The organism is Streptomyces sp. NBC_00158, from assembly GCF_045160885.1.
In the GTDB taxonomy this organism is placed as follows: domain Bacteria; phylum Actinomycetota; class Actinomycetes; order Streptomycetales; family Streptomycetaceae; genus Streptomyces.
On the sequence record NZ_CP108162.1, the window covers coordinates 171,351 to 188,464 of the forward strand.

Annotated in this window: 17 protein-coding genes; 8 read left to right on the top strand and 9 right to left on the bottom strand. The window is 75.0% G+C overall.

All coding sequences use genetic code 11. The annotated features are described in order from the left end of the window. Positions 1-205: 205 nt before the first annotated feature. Positions 206-577 carry a CU044_2847 family protein gene (locus OG553_RS36005; RefSeq protein ID WP_331728054.1) on the top strand — a complete coding sequence of 124 codons (372 nt, stop codon included), beginning with the start codon at positions 206-208 and terminating at the stop codon, positions 575-577. An 8-nt stretch (positions 578-585) separates the two neighbouring features. Here OG553_RS36005 and OG553_RS36010 read toward each other — a convergent pair whose 3' ends face one another. Then, on the bottom strand, positions 586-2,505 hold the full coding sequence (locus OG553_RS36010) for a hypothetical protein (protein ID WP_331728057.1): 1,920 nt from the start codon (positions 2,503-2,505) through the stop codon (positions 586-588). Between the two features lie 249 nt (positions 2,506-2,754). On the opposite strand from OG553_RS36010, the gene OG553_RS36015 reads away from it, so the two are divergent. Further along, on the top strand, positions 2,755-3,450 hold the full coding sequence (locus OG553_RS36015) for a C39 family peptidase (RefSeq protein ID WP_331728059.1): 696 nt from the start codon (positions 2,755-2,757) through the stop codon (positions 3,448-3,450). 15 nt (positions 3,451-3,465) lie between these two features. Here the strand turns inward: OG553_RS36015 and OG553_RS36020 are convergent, their stop codons facing one another. The 3 genes from OG553_RS36020 to OG553_RS36030 all read right to left on the bottom strand — a co-directional run bounded on the left by OG553_RS36020 (position 3,466) and on the right by OG553_RS36030 (position 6,669). Then, positions 3,466-4,752 (bottom strand): MFS transporter, encoded by a 1,287-nt coding sequence (locus tag OG553_RS36020; protein ID WP_331728061.1) that lies wholly within the window; start codon positions 4,750-4,752, stop codon positions 3,466-3,468. Positions 4,753-4,825: 73 nt separating this feature from the next. Further along, entirely contained in the window at positions 4,826-5,731 is a 906-nt protein-coding gene (locus tag OG553_RS36025; protein WP_331728063.1) for an ADP-ribosylglycohydrolase family protein, read from the bottom strand. Between the two features lie 74 nt (positions 5,732-5,805). Continuing rightward, positions 5,806-6,669, bottom strand: coding sequence for an alpha/beta fold hydrolase (locus OG553_RS36030; protein ID WP_331728066.1), 864 nt, complete (start codon positions 6,667-6,669; stop codon positions 5,806-5,808). A 298-nt stretch (positions 6,670-6,967) separates the two neighbouring features. On the opposite strand from OG553_RS36030, the gene OG553_RS36035 reads away from it, so the two are divergent. The 4 genes from OG553_RS36035 (at position 6,968) to OG553_RS36050 (ending at position 10,921) form a co-directional block, all read left to right on the top strand. Continuing rightward, positions 6,968-7,636: a hypothetical protein gene (locus OG553_RS36035; RefSeq protein WP_331728069.1), complete on the top strand. Its 669-nt coding sequence runs from the start codon at positions 6,968-6,970 to the stop codon at positions 7,634-7,636. A 108-nt stretch (positions 7,637-7,744) separates the two neighbouring features. Beyond that, positions 7,745-8,284: a winged helix-turn-helix domain-containing protein gene (locus tag OG553_RS36040; RefSeq protein ID WP_331728071.1), complete on the top strand. Its 540-nt coding sequence runs from the start codon at positions 7,745-7,747 to the stop codon at positions 8,282-8,284. Beyond that, entirely contained in the window at positions 8,281-9,516 is a 1,236-nt protein-coding gene (locus OG553_RS36045; RefSeq protein WP_331728073.1) for an MFS transporter, read from the top strand. Before OG553_RS36040 ends, OG553_RS36045 begins: the two co-directional genes overlap by 4 nt. 124 nt (positions 9,517-9,640) lie before the next feature. Next, on the top strand, positions 9,641-10,921 hold the full coding sequence (locus tag OG553_RS36050; RefSeq protein ID WP_331728075.1) for a GNAT family N-acetyltransferase: 1,281 nt from the start codon (positions 9,641-9,643) through the stop codon (positions 10,919-10,921). 14 nt (positions 10,922-10,935) lie between these two features. On the opposite strand, the gene OG553_RS36055 is transcribed toward OG553_RS36050, so the two are convergent. Both OG553_RS36055 and OG553_RS36060 read right to left on the bottom strand, forming a co-directional pair. After that, a complete protein-coding gene (locus tag OG553_RS36055) occupies positions 10,936-11,181 on the bottom strand; it encodes a hypothetical protein (protein ID WP_331728077.1) in 246 nt (81 codons plus the stop codon). A gap of 148 nt (positions 11,182-11,329) precedes the next feature. Next, positions 11,330-11,653: a multidrug efflux SMR transporter gene (locus tag OG553_RS36060; protein WP_331728080.1), complete on the bottom strand. Its 324-nt coding sequence runs from the start codon at positions 11,651-11,653 to the stop codon at positions 11,330-11,332. Between the two features lie 182 nt (positions 11,654-11,835). Here OG553_RS36060 and OG553_RS36065 point away from each other — a divergent pair, with 182 nt between their 5' ends. Then, complete coding sequence (locus OG553_RS36065) at positions 11,836-12,396, top strand: helix-turn-helix domain-containing protein (protein ID WP_331728083.1); 561 nt, start codon at positions 11,836-11,838, stop codon at positions 12,394-12,396. Positions 12,397-12,466: 70 nt separating this feature from the next. Here OG553_RS36065 and OG553_RS36070 read toward each other — a convergent pair whose 3' ends face one another. Both OG553_RS36070 and OG553_RS36075 read right to left on the bottom strand, forming a co-directional pair. Further along, on the bottom strand, positions 12,467-12,622 hold the full coding sequence (locus tag OG553_RS36070; protein WP_405983240.1) for a hypothetical protein: 156 nt from the start codon (positions 12,620-12,622) through the stop codon (positions 12,467-12,469). A gap of 187 nt (positions 12,623-12,809) precedes the next feature. Then, positions 12,810-15,002: a tetratricopeptide repeat protein gene (locus OG553_RS36075; RefSeq protein ID WP_331728088.1), complete on the bottom strand. Its 2,193-nt coding sequence runs from the start codon at positions 15,000-15,002 to the stop codon at positions 12,810-12,812. Between the two features lie 290 nt (positions 15,003-15,292). On the opposite strand from OG553_RS36075, the gene OG553_RS36080 reads away from it, so the two are divergent. Beyond that, positions 15,293-16,168 carry a glycosyltransferase family 2 protein gene (locus tag OG553_RS36080; RefSeq protein ID WP_331728091.1) on the top strand — a complete coding sequence of 292 codons (876 nt, stop codon included), beginning with the start codon at positions 15,293-15,295 and terminating at the stop codon, positions 16,166-16,168. A gap of 271 nt (positions 16,169-16,439) precedes the next feature. Here the strand turns inward: OG553_RS36080 and OG553_RS36085 are convergent, their stop codons facing one another. Continuing rightward, positions 16,440-16,931, bottom strand: coding sequence for an NUDIX hydrolase (locus tag OG553_RS36085; protein WP_331728094.1), 492 nt, complete (start codon positions 16,929-16,931; stop codon positions 16,440-16,442). Positions 16,932-17,114: the final 183 nt, after the last annotated feature.

Consider the following 17,114-nt stretch of genomic DNA (forward strand, 5'->3'; position numbering starts at 1 on the left):
ACCGGTAGGTGACGCCGTCCACTGTGATGAGCCGCGATCCCTTTCTGACCAGTGCCATACCGCGTCCTTTCCGGTGTTCAGGAACGCTGCTCCCGGACGGCACCCCGTCGCGGGCGCCCTGCGGGTGACCCGGGCATGCCACGATTCGGTAACCGATCAACCGAACACCGGGTCCGGCCGGCCTGCCGGCGCACACCATTCCCCCATGACCAGTACCGAGGACATCAGCGAGAACATCCGCCTGGAGGACGGTTCCACCGTCCGGTTCCTGCTCTCGGACGCCTCCGGGGCGGCCCCCGCGGCCGGTGACGGCCTCGGTCGCGTCGTCCCGGTCGGCAGGCGGGCCGACGCGGTCGCCGCCTTCGCCACCGACGCGCTGCGCTCCACCCTGAAGCCCCTCGGCGCCCTCGTCCGCGAGGTCCACTCCTCGATGACCTCCGTACCCGTGCCGCCCAGCGAGATCACCGTCACCTTCGGCATCCAGCTCACGCAGGACCTGCAGTTGGGCATCGTCAACGGCAACAACCAGGCACACCTGACCGTCACCGCCAGCTGGAGCCCGCCCGCGGGCGCCTGACCGCCCGGTCACGGCGCGGCAGCCACGGCTTCCGCGCCCGCGTCCAGCAGGCGCCGGAGGACGGGGACCGGGATCGACGGGTTGGTGACCGCCGCGCCCGCCGTGTCGCGGTCGTGGAGCAGCCCGGCGAGGACGCGGGCCGGCAGCCGCGGGCTGCGCACCGCGCTCGCGCGGACGGTGGCCTCCGGGTCGTTCAGCAGCCGCACCGCGTCGGACGGTGACAGCCGGGGGTCCTCGGCCGCGCGTCGGCGCACCTCGGCTTCCGGGTCGCGGGCGAGGCGTGCGACGTCGGCGGGCGTGGACAGCGGATCGTCCAGGGCCAGGCGGCGCATCCGCCCGGCGGGGTCGCCGGCGTAGTGCAGGAGGCCGGTACGGGGGAAGTTGGGGTGGCTGCGGGGGCGGTCGGGGTGGCTGAAGCTGCCGTCCCACCAGCTCCAGACCTCCAGCAGCAGTTCGGCCGGAGCGTCGTCGCAGGATTCGGCGAGGAACAGGCGGACGGGCTCGTCCTCGTCCCGCGCCAGGCGTTCCACGACGTCCGGTGGCAGGTGGCGGGCACGGGCCACGCTGCGGCGGACGAGCGGGTGGGAGGACCCGGCGAGGCGGCGCATCGCGTCGGCGTCCCCGTGCAGGCGCTCGACCCAGGGCAGGGCGTACGACAGCAGCGACGGGTCGAAGGCGTGGCGGACCGCGGCTCGCCGCTCCTCGTCGAGGTCGGGCCGCAGTGCCACCTCCGAGCGGACGTCCTCGTCCGGGTCCTGCGCCAGGACGGCGACGCCGAGTGGACCGAGCCCCGGGTTGGCGGCCAGCGCCCGGCGTTGCTCCGCGGTCCCGTTCCGGACCAGCTCCGCCTCCAGTCCGGGCGCCAGCCGGCACGCTTCGAGCGCGCGCCGGGGCTCGGGCAGCGCCTCGTAGACCTCGCGGGGCATGGGGACGCCGGTGTGGTGGGCGAGCAGCGCCGCCGTACGCACCTGGTCGTCGGTGTCGGCCAGCAGCCGGTCCCGCAGCGGCGCGGCGAGTTCCTCCCACCGGGTGCAGGCGGCGGCCCGCACCCGGGGGTCGGCGTCGGCCGCGAGGCCCGGAACGCGGTGGGCGGGGAGCCCGGGGAGTTCGGCGGCCGAGGCGCGGGAGGGGCCGGCGAGGAGCTCGTCGTACAGGTCGTCGGGGAGTTCGGCGCCCCAGACGAGGGCGCGTTCGGCGCGCAGCACGCGGCGCGCGGCCGACGGTTCGGCGCGGACCAGGCGGACCCACTGGTCGGAGGTGAGCTTGGGGCGGAAGGCACCGGCGGGCCTGGACCGCACCCCCGGATCGGGGTGTGAGACGGCGGCGTCGAGGACGGAGGGCCGGTCGCACCCGAGCAGGAAGCCGTCGTCCACGTCCAGCAGCCGGATCAGCAGGTCGTCCGGGGCGGCCGGGTTGGACCCGATCCGGTCCACCCAGTGCAGCGGCCACGCGGGCCGGCCGGGCACCGCCGCCCACACCTCGGCGCGCTCGGCCTCCGTCTCGCGTCCGGCGGCCGCGGCGGCCTCCTCCAGCCGCTCCGGCAGCCGGTCGAGGGCCGTCACCCGGGGCCCGTCGGCGCCGGGCACCTGAGCCAGGAGCACCTGGCCGTCGAGGGAGAGCGCCACGAAGCCGGGGTCGGCGGTCAGCCGCGGCACACCGCCGTCGGCGGGGCGGACGCGGGTCCACCAGGAGTCGTTGCCGCCGATCCGGTAGCCGAGCACGGCCACCAGGAACTCGCCGTCGGCGTCCGTGAGGCGGCGCCACCACGCGGCGTCGAGCGCCTTCGGCGCGGGGCGGTCGGGCGCCGCGGTCCCGCGCGCGACGCGCCAGGCGGCCTCCGGCGGGAAGAGGCTGCCGGGTGGCACGTCCTCGACGACGGTGAGTCCGGTGCGCGGGAGGAAGGCGTGGAGTGGTTCTCGGCGGGGCACCCGGTCATGATTCCCGGCGCCTCGTGAAGGGGCAACCGGCACCCGCGGATTTCTCATGGGCCCGGCTATGGTCGGACCGGTCGCCGCCGCCCGCGGAGTGCCCCTCGGCCGCGCCGCCGTGCTCCCCCTGCTCGCCGTGGTCGCCGCGGTCGGCCCGCTGCTCGTCAGGGAGGTGCGGCAGCCGGCCGAGTGGGCGGGACGGCACCCGGAGCCGACCGGACGCCCCGCACGACCACCGAGGAGACCCGAATGCCCGACCTCACGCCCGCCCCCGCCCCGATGGCCGACCCCCGTGCCGCGGCCGTCCCGGTCGCCCCGCTGCGGCCCGTCCGCCACGAGGTGCCGTACTTCGCGCAGTGGGAGTCGCCCGAGCTGGTCTCGGAGTTCGTCACCGGCCGTCTGGACGCCGTCGACGACCCCCGCTGGCGGGCCTCCGGCGCCGACTCCCCCGAGGAGTACGCCTTCTGGTCCTGGCGGGTGTGCGGCATGGCCTGCCTGCGGATGGCGCTGGCCCACTGGGGCCTCGAAGCGCCCCCGAGCGTCACCCTCGGCAAGGAGTACCTCGAAGCGGGCGCGTACGTGCCGAAGGACGGGGGCCTGCACGGGCTGATCTACGAGCCGTTCGCCCGCCACACCCGGGACCGCTTCGGCCTCCGCGCCGAGTCCCGCCCCGAGCTCCCGCTGGAGGAGATCGCCGGGCAGCTGCACGCCGGCCGTCTCGTGATGCTGTCCGTCCACCCGGGCGTCCGCAGCGGGGACACCGAGCCGCCCCACCGGGGCGGGCACCTGGTGCTGGCCGTGGGCGCGGACCGGGACGCGGTCACGATCCACAACCCGTCGGGCTGGCACGGCACCTCGCAGGAGTTCGCGGTCGTCCCCTGGCCGGTGATGCACCGCTACTACGCGGGCCGCGGCGTCCTCCTCGGCCGTCCGCCGGCCGCCTGACCCCGCGGCCCCTCCTCAGCGGTCGAGGGGCTTGTGGGCGCTCTCCGGCAGCCGCAGGTACACCGCCGAGGAGCACAGGCAGAGCACGGCGACGTACCAGGGGAACAGGTCCGGCGTGCCCCGTTCTTGCAGCAGGGTGCCGACGTACGGGGCCGTGCCGCCGAAGAGCGCCACCGTCAGCGAGTACGGGAAGCCGATGCCCGCCGCGCGCACCCGGGCCGGGAAGACCTCCGCGTTCACGGCCGCCGAGATCGAGGTGAAGCCGGTGAGCAGCACCATGCCGGCGCCCTGGACGAGCAGGAGGGAGAGGAACGAGCCGTCGAGGGCCCGCAGCAGCGGTACGACGAGCAGGGCGAAGCCGAGTCCGAAGAAGAGCAGGGACGGCTTGCGTCCGAAGCGGTCGGACAGCAGTCCGCCGATGGGCTGCAGCAGGGCGAAGAACGCCAGGGACAGCGTCCCGGCGAGCAGCGCGTCGCCCTTGGCCATGCCGGTCCGGAGTTCGGCGTAGGTCGGCAGGTACGAGGTCCACGTGTAGTAGGCGAGGGTTCCTCCGGCCGTGATGCCGCCGATCAGCAGCGAGGCGCGGGGGTGGTGGCGGAGCGCGTCGAACAGCCCGGGGCGGGGGGCCGCGGCGGGGCGGGCGGCGAGGGTCTCCTCGGCGCCCCGCCGGATCCAGAACCCGGCGAGGCTGAGGACGGCGCCGAGCAGGAAGGGCACGCGCCATCCCCAGCCGTTCATGGCGTCCTCGGGGAGCACGGTCACGAGCAGTGCGGCGATGCCGGAGGCGGCGAGTTGGCCGATGGAGGTGGAGACGTACTGGAACGACGAGAAGAGACCCCTGCGTCCGGGCCCGGCGGACTCCACGAGGAAGGTGGTCGACGCGGCGAACTCCCCGCCGACGGAGAGGCCCTGGAGCAGCCGGGCGGTCACGAGGACGACCGGGGAGAGCAGGCCGACGGCCGCGTAGGCCGGGGTGAGGCCGACCAGCAGGCTGCTGGCGCCCATGAGCAGGATGGTGGCGGTGAGCGCGGTGCGCCGGCCCCGCCGGTCGGCTATCGCGCCCATCAGGAGCCCGCCGACCGGGCGCATGAAGAAGCCGACGGCGAAGACGGCGAAGGTGGAGAGCAGCGGGACCAGGGAGTCGCCGGCGCCGGGTGGGAAGACCTGCCGTGCGATGTGGGTGGCCAGGAAGGTGTACGCGTACCAGTCGTACCACTCCACGGCGTTGCCGACGGACGCGGCCAGGAGCTGGCGTAACGGGCGGCGCGGCGGGGCGGAGGTGTGCGTGTCGGTCTCTGTCATGATCACGCTCTGCCCGTCGGGGGCCGTCCTCACGCCACGCACCCGGCCGCGTACCCGGCGACGTACCCCCCGCCTACCCCACCGCGGGCAGCGGCTCGCGGGCCGCGTGCCAGGCGGGCGGGAGGGCCGCGACACCCGTGCGGGCGGCTATGACCCCGCCCGCGATGGCGCACGTGGTGTCGATGTCCCCGCGCCCTTCGACGGTGGACCACAGGCCCTCGTGCAGGTCGTCGAGGTGGGTGGCCGCGCACCAGAGGGCGTAGGGCACGGTGTCGGGCCCGGACATCCGGTAGCCGGAGCCCAGGACCTCCGAGGCGTGCCGGACCGAGGTGTGATCCGGCATCCTGGCCGCGATCCGCACTCCGGCCCGGACGTCGCCGACGGGGAGGCGTTCGGCGACGGCGTGGAGGAAGTCCGGCCGTGTGGGAGCGGCACCGCCCCGGCTGCGGGCGGCCAGCGCAGCGGCCACGGCGACGGCCACCGCTCCGGCGACGGCCTCCGGATGGTGGTGCGAGACCTCGCTCTGCCGGGCGGCCTGCTCGGCGACGGCCTCCAGGTCGGCGGCGAGCCAGGCCCCGAGCGGGGCGACCCGCATGGCGGCGCCGTTGCCCCAGGAGCCCTGGCCGCCGAACTGTCCGGCGACCACCTCCCGCCAGGCCTCGCCCGCGCCGATCCGGCGGAGCACGTCGTGCATCGAAGCTCCGTAGCCGCGGTGCGTGTCCTCGGCGTAGGTCTCGGCGAGGCGCAGGGCCAGCCGGTCCTGGTCGACGGTTCCACCGCTCTCGGCGAGTTCCCGCAGGAGCACGATCGCCTGGGCGGTGTCGTCGCTCCACTGCCACAGCGGCTCCGGGGGCGGGACCCGCGCCTCCAGGGCTGCCGGGCCTTCGCGGCGCAGGATGCCGAACCAGCGGTCGCCGAAGGCATCACCAAAGGCGAGCCCGGCCAGCGAGTCCCGCGCCGCGGGAGGCGGTGTGATCATCGCCCCATTGTCACAGGGCACCGGCACCCCCGGCACCGCGTTTTCGACGTGGTGCCGGGGGTGCGGCCCGGGCTTCAGACCAGGCTCGTCAGGAGGTCCGCGAAGATCTGCGGCCGGCTGAAGTAGCCGACGTGCGAGGCGTCGAGGGCGTGCACGTCGAAGGGATGGTGCGGGGTCAGTGCGTCCGCCTCGCGGATCATCCGGTCCTGGACCGCCGGGGGGAGGCTCCGGTCGGCGGTGAGCCGAACGTAGGTGTGCGGCACCCGCCCCCACGCGTCGGCCCGGACCAGCGCGCCCGGCTCCATCGCCACGTAGGTCTCGTCCGGGTCCAGGGAGTCGAGCAGCAGCCGGAACTGGTGGTCGGTCGAGTCGGCCATGATGGCGGCCTTCAGCGCGGCGAACGTGTCCGGATCGGCGTGGGCGGCCCGCCAGTTGAGCCGGACCACGCCCGGATCGCGTACGCCCGGCACGGCGATCCGGGCCACCGCGGCGTCCAGCAGGCCGCCGTCGTCCGCGCCCCACCCCTCGGTGAGCACGGCCGGATCGCTGAGGCAGAGCGCGGAGAGGTAGACCACCCGGTCGAGCAGCTCCGGGGCGGCGTTGGCGACGGCGGTGATCGTGAGTCCGCCGAGGCTGTTGCCGACCAGGACGACCGGCCCGGACGCGGCGAGCCGCCGCAGGGTGGCCACCACGTGGCGCACGTTGTCCTCCAACGTGACACCGCGCAGGGGGGAGGGCGCGGCGGCGAGTGCCGTGACGTCCTGGGGCCGGCGGTAGTAGGCGGCGGGGGTGTCGGCGAGATCGCCGTGACCGGGCAGGTCGACGGCGTGCGAACGGTGGCCGCGCAGGGCCAGCTCGTTCTGCAGCGGGCCCCAGGCCCGGGCATTGCTGGATCCGCCGTGGACCAGTACGAAAGTGGGGCGCGGGTCTGCGCGCATGGTGGAGATCCTCGTCATCCTGAGGTGAAGGGTGAACAGCGGGTGGACGTGGACCCGGTGCGGGCGAGCGCCGACACCGACGGTCAGCGCGTCGACCGGATGCGCAGGGCCTGCCGGTTGTGGATGACGGAACACATGCGGACGACCGTAGCGGTCACCCCCGCACCGCGCACGCGGTTTTCGGGGTGGGGGCCGCCCGGCCGGTGGGGTCGGGGCCGTGGGGTCGGGGCCGTGGGGCCGGGGCAGCGGGGCCCTGGGCAGCGGTCGGTGTCGTAGCGGTGCCCTACGGTCGGGCGGCATGACCACTCTGATCGTTTACGCGGGCGAGGGCAGACCCGGCGCTTCGCTCACCCGGATCGGCGGCGTGCCGTTGGGCGTGCCCGGGGCGGCATGGCCGACGTGCCGCGAATGCGGTGGCCCGCTGAAGTTCCTCGCGCAGTTCCGGCTGGACGAGTCCGGGTCGGCCGTCGCCGGTGCCGGCCGACCGCGGTCGCACGCCCACCTGCTGGCGCTGTACGCCTGCCAGAACCGTCCCGGCTCCTGCCAGGACTGGAGCGCCACCTCCGGCGCCAATGCCGCGCTGCTGCTGCCCGCGCGGGGCCTGCGCCGCATCGCACGGCCCCGGGGCCGGTCCGTCGACGTCGACATCGAGAAGCTGTACCTCGGGGCGACCCACGCCGCCGAGCCGTACGTGTCCGCCGAACCGGACTACGACAGCGCCTGTGCGGCCTGGGCGGCCGAGACCGGGCGGCCCCGCAAGCACGTACTCGGGCAGCTGGGCGGCACACCGGCCTGGCTCCAGTACGACCGGACCCCCACCTGCCCGGACTGCGCCGCGCCGATGCGGCCGGCCGTCCAGCTGCAGGAGGGGCCCGATCCGATCACCGCCATGAACTTCGGCACGGGCCGCGGCTACGCGTTCACGTGCCTGCCCTGCGGCGGGGCGGCGTTCCTCTGGCAGTGCTGACCGCCCGCCACCGGTTCGGCCCTGACGCCGAAGGCCATCGCATCCGAGGGGGAAATGGTCCGGGGAAAAGGTCTTGCGCAATGGTCAAGAAACGTTGACCATTGAGCCATGCCCACCGATGATCTTCCTGAGACGTTCCACGTCACCACCGACGAACAGCTGCGCGCCGTTTCCAATCTGACGCGCCACCGCATCATGGCCGTGCTCCGCTTCGAGCCCGCGACGATCACGCAGATCGCCGAGCGCGTGGGCCTCGCGAAGGGGAGTTCCAGCTACCACGTACGGCTCCTGGAGCGGGCCGGTTTGGTGAAGGTGGTGCGGACCCGGAAGGTCCGGGGGGTCACCGAGCGGTACTACGCGATGGCCGCCCGGTCGATCGTGCTCCCGGATCCCGGCGAAGGCGGGCCGGACGTGCTGATGCGGCACGCGGTGGCCGACCTGGAGGCGGCGCCGGCGGACGCCGAGCGGCACGTACGCATGGCCCACCTGCGGCTCACCGAGGAGCAGTTCGCGGAGCTGGGGGCGCGGCTGGAGGCGCTGGCGGACGAGTACCGCGCGCTGTCCGACCCCTCGCTGCCGGACACCTCGCTCGTCTTCGCACTGTTCCACCCGGCATCGCGCGCCCAGGCCACCGAGGAGACCGAATGACCTCCGACGTACGCAAGCTGCCGGCCGTGTTCGGACGGCTGTGGACCGCCCAGACCGTCTCCTCTCTCGGTGACGGGGTATCGCACGCCGCGCTGCCGCTGCTCGCACTGGCGTTGACGCGGGATCCGATGGCGCTCGCCGTCGTCTCGGCCGCCGGGACGCTGCCGTGGCTGCTCTTCGGAGTGCTCGGCGGAGCGCTGGTGGACCGGTGGGACCGCCGGCGCACGATGTGGGTCACGGACGCCGCGCGTGCGGTGCTCCTCGCGGTGACGGCGGCAGCGGCAGCGCTCGACGCGCTGAGCATTCCGCTGCTCGCGGCCGTCGCCTTCCTCCTCGCCCTCGGCGGGCTCTTCTTCGACACCGCCGCCACCGCCTACCTGCCGGACCTCCTCGGCCGGGACACCGCGCTCCTGGAGCGTGCCAACTCCCGCCTGCGCGGCACCCAGACCGCCGCGTCCGGCTTCGCCGGGCCGCCCGCGGGCAGTGCCCTGCTCGCGCTCGGCCGGGCGGTCCCGCTGCTCGCCGACGCGGTCTCGTTCGCCCTGTGCGCAGTGCTCGTACGTTCGTTGCCCGCCGCGCCGCGGCCCGCTCCGCAGGCGCGCGAGTCGCTGCTGCGGCAGGCGCGGGCCGGTGCCTCGTACGTGTTCCGGGACCGGCTGCTGCTGGGACTCGCGCTGCGTCCGGCGGTCGGGAACATCGCCTTCGTCGGCGTGGAGACCGTACTGGCCCTCTTCGCGCACGACCGTCTCGGCGTCGGCGCCTTCGGCTTCGGCCTGCTCCTCACGGCGGAGGCCGCCGGCGGTCTGCTCGGCGCGGGCATCGCCTCCTTCCTCGGCCGGCGGCTCGGCACGGGCACCGCGCTGACCTGCACGGCCGCCGTCGAGGGGCTCGCCGTCCTGGGCCTCGCCGCAGCCCCGAACGCGTACGTCGCCGGCCTCGCGCTCGCCCTCTGCGGGGCGGGCATGGGCGCGACGATGGTGCTCGCCCCTTCCCTGAGGCAGTCGATCGTCCCCTCCCACCTGATGGGCCGGGTCACCTCCACCTCCCGCATGCTCGCCATGTGCGCCGCCCCGTTCGGCGCCTTCCTCGCGGGCTGGCTGGCCACCGCCCACGACGTGCGCACCCCGCTCTACGTCGCCGCGGGCCTGCTGCTCACCATGACCGCCGTCACCGCGACGATGACAAGCAACCGCCGGGTCGAGGCGGCCCTGGCCACCGTCGCGGTCGGCTGAGCGCAAGGAACCCGGCTCGGCCCGGCCCGGGCGTAATTCGGTTGACCCGGCCGCGGGGCGGCGCTGCACTGTGGCGGGGCACCGCGAGCGGTGGTGCCGGCTTCCGGGGAGGGCAGCGGCGCGCATGGAGATCCGTCAGACGACCGAAGAGGAGTTCGGCGTCTTCGTCGACACGATGCTCGCCGCGTTCGGGTTCTACCCGGAACCCCCGGTCGACGGCGGCGGGCAGTGGTGGTCGGCGCTCGAAACGGACCGGTGCCTGTTCGCCGTGACGGCGGACGGGAAGCCCGTCGGCACCGCCGGCGCGTACCCCTTCGAGCTCACCCTGCCCGGTGGGGCCCTCGTCCCCGTCTCCGGGGTGACCGCCGTCGGCGTCCTGCCCTCCCACCGGCGCCGGGGCGCGCTCGGTGCGCTGATGCGGCACCAGCTCGCCGAGCTGCGCGCCCGCGGGGAGTTCCTCTCCGTACTGCTGGCCTCCGAGGCCCTGATCTACCGCAGGTTCGGCTACGGACCGGCGACGTACACGGCGGGGCTGACGGTGTCCCGCCATCGCGCCGCCCCCGCCGTTCCCCGGGCACGCGGGGGCCGGAACGGCGAACCGGCCACGGGCACGGGCACGGGCGCGGCAACGGCCACGGGCACGGCGGGCGGTTCGATCGAGGTGGTGCGGAGCAGTGACTGCGGCGAGGTCCTGGAGGAGGTCTACGACCGGTACCGCCGCGCACAGCCCGGCGCACTGTCCCGCCCGCACCGCTGGTGGTCCCTGCGCGCGGGACAGCCCCCGATCTCCCCCGCACCGCGTTACGTCGCCGTCCACCGGGACGCCCACGGCGTCCCGGACGGGTACGCGAGCTACACGATCGAGCCCGGCGGGTCGAGGACGATGAAGGTCGACGAGATCGTCACCGCCGGCGAGGCCGCCGACGCCGTCCACACGGCCCTGGCCCGGTTCCTGCTCGAACACGACCTCGTCGCCCAGGTCTCCATCAAGCACGTCCCGACCGACCACCCGCTGCGCTGGCAGCTGGAGGACTTCCGGGGCGGCGAGGTGACGGGGGTCGGCGACTGGCTGTGGGTGCGGCTGCTCGACATCCCTGGGGCGCTGACCGCGCGCGGCTGGTCCGCGGACGGCGAGATCGTCCTCGACGTCGAGGACCGGTTCCTCGGCGAGCACGGCCGCCACCTGCTGACCGTCCGGGACGGCAAGGCCGACTGCGTCCCGACGGACCGGCAGCCGGACCTGTCCCTGGACGTCAGCGACCTGGCCTCGCTGTACCTCGGCGGCACCGCCCCCAGCACCCTCGTACGCGCCGGGCACATCAGCGCCCACCACCCCGGCGCGGCCGCCCTCGCCGACGCCCTGTTCCGGACCGAGCGCTCCCCGCACTGCCTGCACTGGTTCTGAACGGGCCCGGGCGGTCAGATCTGGCCGGGGTCCAGGTGTCCCGGCGGGGCGAGGTGCTCGGACTGGCCGTCGACCGCGGCGACGTGCTGCTGCTGCGGATCGAGGTGCTCGAAGTTCCCGTCCGAGGCGGTGTCCGACCCCACGCCCACGTAGTTGGCGTAGGGGGTCTTGCCCGCGAGGCTCACACCCGCGGCCGGCCCCGGCAGGGCGAGCGCCGCCAGGGCTGCGAGGGCGAGGGCTGCTCTGATTCTGGTGTCCACGGCGTGTTCCCCCGGTCCGGTCCGGCCCCGCGCGGGGCCCGCATCCGGCCAGGCTGCCGGCACGCGCCCGGCCGGGCAAGGGATCAACGGCCGCCGGCCGCACTCCTCGCCCCGCGCTCCTCGCCCCGCACTCCTCGCCCCGCGCTCCTCACTCGGACGGAGCGGTCGCGTGGGACAGTGCCACGCCGCCGATGATCAGGGCGAGGGCGAGGAGGCGGCCCGGGGTGACCGGATCCTTGTGGAGCACGACGCCCAGGGTGATGGCGCCGGCCGCGCCGATCCCGGTGAAGACGGCGTAGGCGGTGCCGACCGGCAGGCCCTTCATCGCCAGGGACAGCAGGTACACGGCAACGGCGGCAAGGACGAAGCAGAGCAGGGTGGGCAGCGGGCGGGTGAACCCGGCCGTCGGTTTGATGCTCTGCGACCAGGCGACCTCCACCAGCCCGGCGGCGACGAGGAGGAGCCAGCTCACGGGGCCCCTCCCGTCTTCCGGGCGGCGACGGCGTCGCCGGCCTCTCGGCCGTGCAGCGGCGTGGTCATGACGGGACCCCCTCGTAAAGGACCGGCGCCTCTAACCGGACACGGCGTCCAGTTATACCGGATGGGAGCCTCAACCGGACAGGTCGTCCACTTATTCCGGTAGGCTGGGGTGCCATGGGGACGACTGAACGCGCGGACGCCGCCCGCAACCGGGCCAAGGCGCTCTCCGCCGCGGCCGGGCTGTTCGCCGCCGGTGATCCGCGGTCGGTGACGATGGAGGACATCGCCCGGGCGGCCGACATCGGCCGCGGCACGCTCTACCGCCGCTACCCGGACGTCACGTCCATCGCGGCGGCCCTCCTCGACGAGCACGAACGCCGCCTGCAGGAAGAGCTGTTGCGCGGGGCTCCGCCACTCGGCCCCGGCGCGCCGCCGCTCGAACGCCTCACCGCCTTCTACGCCGCCATGGTCGACCTGCTGGACACCCACGGCCACCTGGTGCTGGGCGCCGAGACCGGCGAGAAGCGCTTCACCGTCGGGGCGTACGGCTTCTGGCGCACCCACGTCCTCGTCCTGCTGCGCGAGTCCGCCGTCCCCGACCCGGAGGCCCTGGTGGACGCCCTGCTCGCGCCCCTGGCCCCGGAGGTCTTCCTCCAGCAGCGCGCGAAGGGAGTGACGCCGGACCGGCTCAAGGCAGCCCTGGCCCGGCTGGCGAGCGGGCTGCGCGCCGGCTGAACGGGACCCCGGCATCCCCGGCGCCCCGCCCGGTGGTTCTCGGGGGCGGGGCGCCGGTCCGGGCCGGGGGCTACAGGAGGGCGATCGAGCTCGCCCGGTCGTTCAGTGCGTCCCCGACGTACGAGGTCGACTGCCGGTACTCCTGGTGGAAGCCGGAGGTGTTGGGGGCGTCCCACAGCTCCAGCCAGCAGCCGTTGCCGCTCCGGCAGCCGCTCGCGCCCGTCAAGACGAGGGCGTTGCCCCCGTAGTTCGAGTCCGCGGGGTGCGCGGCGTACCGAGTGCCGTTCGCTGACCTGGCGCGACTCGTCGCACGGGCCATCGACGGCAACCCGGGGAAGGCGCCCGGGAACGCGACGCGAACTGTTCGCGGGCGCAGCCCCGTTGGCGGAGGTCCCCGGCCGGGACCGGGGCGGCTACTCCCCGCGTCCCATGGCTTCCCCCTGGGCCACCACCGAGCGGACCCGGGACTCGTCGGCCGTGTCGCCGACGAGGGCGTAGTTGTCCGCGGCGATGCGCATGGCCCCCAGGGCCTCCGCCAGGCGTTCCTCTTGGAGGAGGAAGGTGGCGATCATCTCCATCGTCCGGGCCGCTTCACGGCTCTCGCCGAGGTCCGCGAAGTCCTGGGCCGCGCGGGCCAGGGCGCGGCTTCCCTCCTCCCGGCCTTCGGGGCCGGCCAGCAGGGCCGAGCCGAGGTTGCGCACCGCGAGGGCGGCGGCGTGGGCGTGCGGGGTCCGCGTCAGGATCCCGGCGGCCCGGCGGCCGGCGGTCACCGCCTCCGCCACCCGGCCCTGCTGCAGGAGCAGGAGCGCGTGGTTCGACAGCACTTCTCCCTCGCCCGCCCGGTTGCCGGTGTTCCGCAGCAGGGCCAGGGCCTCCGTGGAGGCGGCGACGGCCTCGTCGAAACGGCCTGCGGTGGCCAGGGCGGCGGAGCGGTGGCCGAGCAGCACGGCCCGCTCCTGCGCACTGTCCTCCCCCGCCCCCTCTTCGTGACGGGCGAAGGCCTCGTCGAGGACCCGCTCGGCCTCCTCCTGCGCGCCGGTGCGTTCGAGGGCCACGGCGAGGCAGCTCAGCAGCCGGGCCTCCAGCGTGGTGTCGCCGAGGCTCCGGGCCGCGGCGACGGCGAGCCGTGCTCCCTCGACGCAGTCCTCGAAGCGGCCGGTCCGGATCACGTACGTCCAGGTGTTCTGGAACAGGACCGGCACGCTGTCGTACCGCCCGAGCTCCGTGGCCAGCGGCAGCAGGCCGAGCAGCGCGGTGCACTCCAGCGTCATGAAGTCGCCGGCTTCCGCGGTGCTGTGGAACAGGGTGACGCCGTAGGGGCCGGGCCCGTGCGACTCGCCCCGCATCCCGCGGTCCGCCTCCGTGCTGAGCACCTCGTACGCGTCGAGCAGCCGGCCCGCGGCCTCGTCCCGCCCGTCCTCGCGGGCGTGCCGTCGGCCGGCTTCGGCGGCGAACAGCCGGACCAGATCGTGCATCCGCCAGCGGTCGGAGCCCACCGGCTGCTCCGTGAGCAGCCCGGCCCGGGCGAGTGCGGCGAGCTGTTCCCGGGTGCCGTGCAGGTCGGGCTCGTCCTCGGTCTGCTCGTCGGCCGCCGCCACCATCAGGCTGACCAGCAGCGTGTGCGCGTCCTCCCCCGGGACGAGGGTCAACAGCCGCAGCAGCCGGGCCTCTTCCGCCGGGAGGCGGTCGTACGAGAGGTCCAGGGCCGCGGCCACACCGGTGGGGATGCGGTCCCGCCCGACGCGCGGGCTCAGCGTCCGCAGCCGGGTCCGGGCGTCGGCCAGCCGTCGGGCCAGCACGCCGAGGGGCAGACCCGGATCGCCGGCCGCCAGCGCGGCGGCGACGGTCAGGGCGATCGGGAGGCAGCCGCAGTGCGCGGCGATCTCCCAGGGCGCGTCCGGCTCCTTGCCTGGCCGCGGGTCTTCGGGCCGGGTCGCCCAGATGCGGGTGGTCAGCAGCTCGACCGCCGGACCGGCCGGCAGCTCCGCCAGGGAGACGACCAGCGGGGTGAAGTCCGGGGTCACGAGCACGTCCCGGGAGGTCACGAGCAGCCGGTGCGCCTCCCCGCCCGGCGGCACCAGGGGCAGCAACTGCCCGGCGTCCCCGGCGTCGTCGGCGACGATGAGGACCCGCTCGGCGGCCGCCGCGCGCTCGGCGAGCTCGGACCTGTAGCGGGCCAGCCGGGCGTCGGCGGTGGCGGGCAGGTCCGCCTGCCGTACGCCCAGCTGTTCCAGCAGCGCGATGACGCCCTCCTCGGGCCCCGCGCCGCCGTCCGGGGCGTAGCCGCGCAGGGAGACGTACAGCGCCCCGCCGGTGAACGTCCCCGCGGCGAGCGCCCGGTGGGCGACGGCGTGCGCGAGGGCGCTCTTGCCCACGCCCGCCAGCCCGGCCACGACCACGGTGCGGGCGCCGCCGGGGGCCAGCAGGCCGAGCAGCCGGGCGGCTTCCTCGTCCCGGCCGACCAGGAGGGGCGGGGGGCCGGGCACTCCGCGCGCCGCGACCCCGGCGTGCGGGGGCCGGTCGGCGTAGTAGTCGCCGGCCACCTGGATCTGGGTGATCCTCGCCTGGCCCGCCGCCCGGGCCCGCTGTTCGTTCTCGGCGCTCATGCGCGTCCCCCGTCCCCGGGCCCCGTCCCCCGTCCCCCCGCCCCGTGCACTGCCCCCACGATGGCAGCTCCGGAACCCGCTCGTCCCGGAAACCCCCACCCGCCGACCGTGGCCATCCGGGTCCGGCGGGACGATGCCCGGGCGGCCGGCTCCGGAACCAGGGGCTCGTCCGCGACTTCGGCGCGGAACGCGGTGTGGGTCCGGTGCGGGGCGGGGGTGCGGTTCGGGGCGGGGGTGCGGCGGGGGTACGCTCGCCGTTCATCTGGCCCCGGTGGGAAGTGGTGGTGGTCGTGGTCCGGCCGCGTGTGGGTGTCGCCGTGCTGACGATGGGCGACCGGATGCCCGAGCTGCTGGCCCTGCTGGCGTCGGTGGCCGGGCAGGACGAGCCGGCGGCCCGGGTCGTGGTCGTCGGCAACGGCACCGCCCTGTCGGGTCTGCCCGCGGACGTGACGCAGGTGGAGCTGGAGGAGAACCTGGGGGTGTCCGGTGGCCGGAACGTCGCCTGGCGCCGCTTGCGGGACTTCGGGGACGTCGATGTCCTGGTGGACTTGGACGACGACGGCCTCCTGATCGAGGCGGGCGTCTTCCGGCGGATCGCCGACCTGTACGAGGCGGACCGGCGGCTGGGCATCGTCTCGTTCCGGATCGCGGACGAGACCGGCCACACACAACGGCGGCACGTGCCCCGGCTGCGGGCGGGTGACCCGATGCGGCGCGGGCTGGTGACGACGTTCCTCGGCGGCGGGCACGCCCTGTCGATGCCGATGCTGGAGGAGACCGGCGGCTGGCCGGACGCCTTCTTCTTCACGCACGAGGAGACCGACCTGGCCTGGCGGGCGATCGACCGCGGCTGGGACGTCCTGTACGAGCCCGACCTGGTGCTCCGGCACCCGAGGACGTCCCCGGCCCGTCATGCGGTCTACTACCGGATGACGGCCCGCAACCGGGTCTGGCTGGCCAAGCGGCACCTGCCCGCCCCGCTGGTACCCGTCTACCTCGGGGTGTGGGTGGTGCTGACCGTGGTCCGTGCCCGTTCTCTGGTGGGGCTGCGGGCCTGGTTCGAAGGGTTCGCCGAGGGCATCCGGACATCCGGCGGCACCCGGCGCCCGATGCGCTGGCGGACGGTCCGGCGGCTGACCCGGCTGGGCCGCCCGCCGGTCGTCTGAGCCGTGGGCGGGCTCCCGCCGGTCGTCTGAGCCGTGGGCGGGCTCCTGCCGGAAGCTGTCCGTATCCCGTCAGGCCATGTCGCCCAGGTACTGCGTCTGCCAGGTCCCGGCGGCGGCCCGGGCAGCGACGTCGGTGAGCCGGTCGCGCAGGTACAGGGGGATCATCCGCAGCCCGGCGACCTCGTCGAGCGGTACCCGCTCGACTTGCCCCTGACGAGCAGGACGTGGCCGTCACGGACGACCAGGCCGGTCGCGGCTGTGCGGATGCGGCTCATGCGGGCATGCCCTCCTGCAGGTAGACGGCGCGGCCGTCCAGGGCTGCGGTGTGCAGCGCGATGAGCGTCCGGCGGTGCGCTGCGAGGGTGTCCGGAAGGCCGTCGGGGTGGTGGAAGGCGTGGCGGTCGTGTTCGGGGCTGAGCCGGATCCGTTGCCGGGCCGTGGCGAGCCGTGCCGCGAAGTAGTAGTCCACGACGGGGCCGGTGCCGAGTACGTCGGCCCTGTGGTCGATGCCGATGAGGCGGGGTTCCGGGTCCAGCGTGAGGCCGGTTTCCTCGCCCGTCTCCCGACGGGCCGCGGGCCACGGGTTCTCGCCGTCGTCGACCATGCCGCCGGGCAGCCACCACTTGCCGCTGGCCTCTCCCTGGCCGGGGCCGTACCGGAGCAGAAGCATCCGGTCTTGGTCGTCCAGCATCACGACGCATGACGCCACGAGTGCCTGGGACTGCGTCTTCACCCACTCCTCGCGGGGGATCCAGCCGCCCACTCACGCCTCCTCTTCGGTGGTCGGTGGTCGCCGGTCCGGGCCCGACGTGCCGGGGACGGGCCGGCCGTGCTTCCAACGACGGCATGCCGGAAGGCCGAAGGTGGCATCCGCCGTACGGCCGAGTGTGCCAGGAAACGCAGGGCCGCCCGCGGAAAAACCGGATGCCGGTCCGGGCGCGGTGTG

What these genes read in the sequence shown, in the direction of transcription:
- OG553_RS36005 (WP_331728054.1), top strand. Translation starts at nt 206, where the DNA reads ATGACCAGTACCGAGGACATCAGCGAGAACATCCGCCTGGAGGACGGT.
- OG553_RS36015 (WP_331728059.1), top strand. Translation starts at nt 2,755, where the DNA reads ATGCCCGACCTCACGCCCGCCCCCGCCCCGATGGCCGACCCCCGTGCC.
- OG553_RS36020 (WP_331728061.1), bottom strand. Translation starts at nt 4,752, where the DNA reads ATGACAGAGACCGACACGCACACCTCCGCCCCGCCGCGCCGCCCGTTA.
- OG553_RS36025 (WP_331728063.1), bottom strand. Translation starts at nt 5,731, where the DNA reads ATGATCACACCGCCTCCCGCGGCGCGGGACTCGCTGGCCGGGCTCGCC.
- OG553_RS36030 (WP_331728066.1), bottom strand. Translation starts at nt 6,669, where the DNA reads ATGCGCGCAGACCCGCGCCCCACTTTCGTACTGGTCCACGGCGGATCC.
- OG553_RS36035 (WP_331728069.1), top strand. Translation starts at nt 6,968, where the DNA reads ATGACCACTCTGATCGTTTACGCGGGCGAGGGCAGACCCGGCGCTTCG.
- OG553_RS36040 (WP_331728071.1), top strand. Translation starts at nt 7,745, where the DNA reads ATGCCCACCGATGATCTTCCTGAGACGTTCCACGTCACCACCGACGAA.
- OG553_RS36045 (WP_331728073.1), top strand. Translation starts at nt 8,281, where the DNA reads ATGACCTCCGACGTACGCAAGCTGCCGGCCGTGTTCGGACGGCTGTGG.
- OG553_RS36050 (WP_331728075.1), top strand. Translation starts at nt 9,641, where the DNA reads ATGGAGATCCGTCAGACGACCGAAGAGGAGTTCGGCGTCTTCGTCGAC.
- OG553_RS36065 (WP_331728083.1), top strand. Translation starts at nt 11,836, where the DNA reads ATGGGGACGACTGAACGCGCGGACGCCGCCCGCAACCGGGCCAAGGCG.
- OG553_RS36075 (WP_331728088.1), bottom strand. Translation starts at nt 15,002, where the DNA reads ATGAGCGCCGAGAACGAACAGCGGGCCCGGGCGGCGGGCCAGGCGAGG.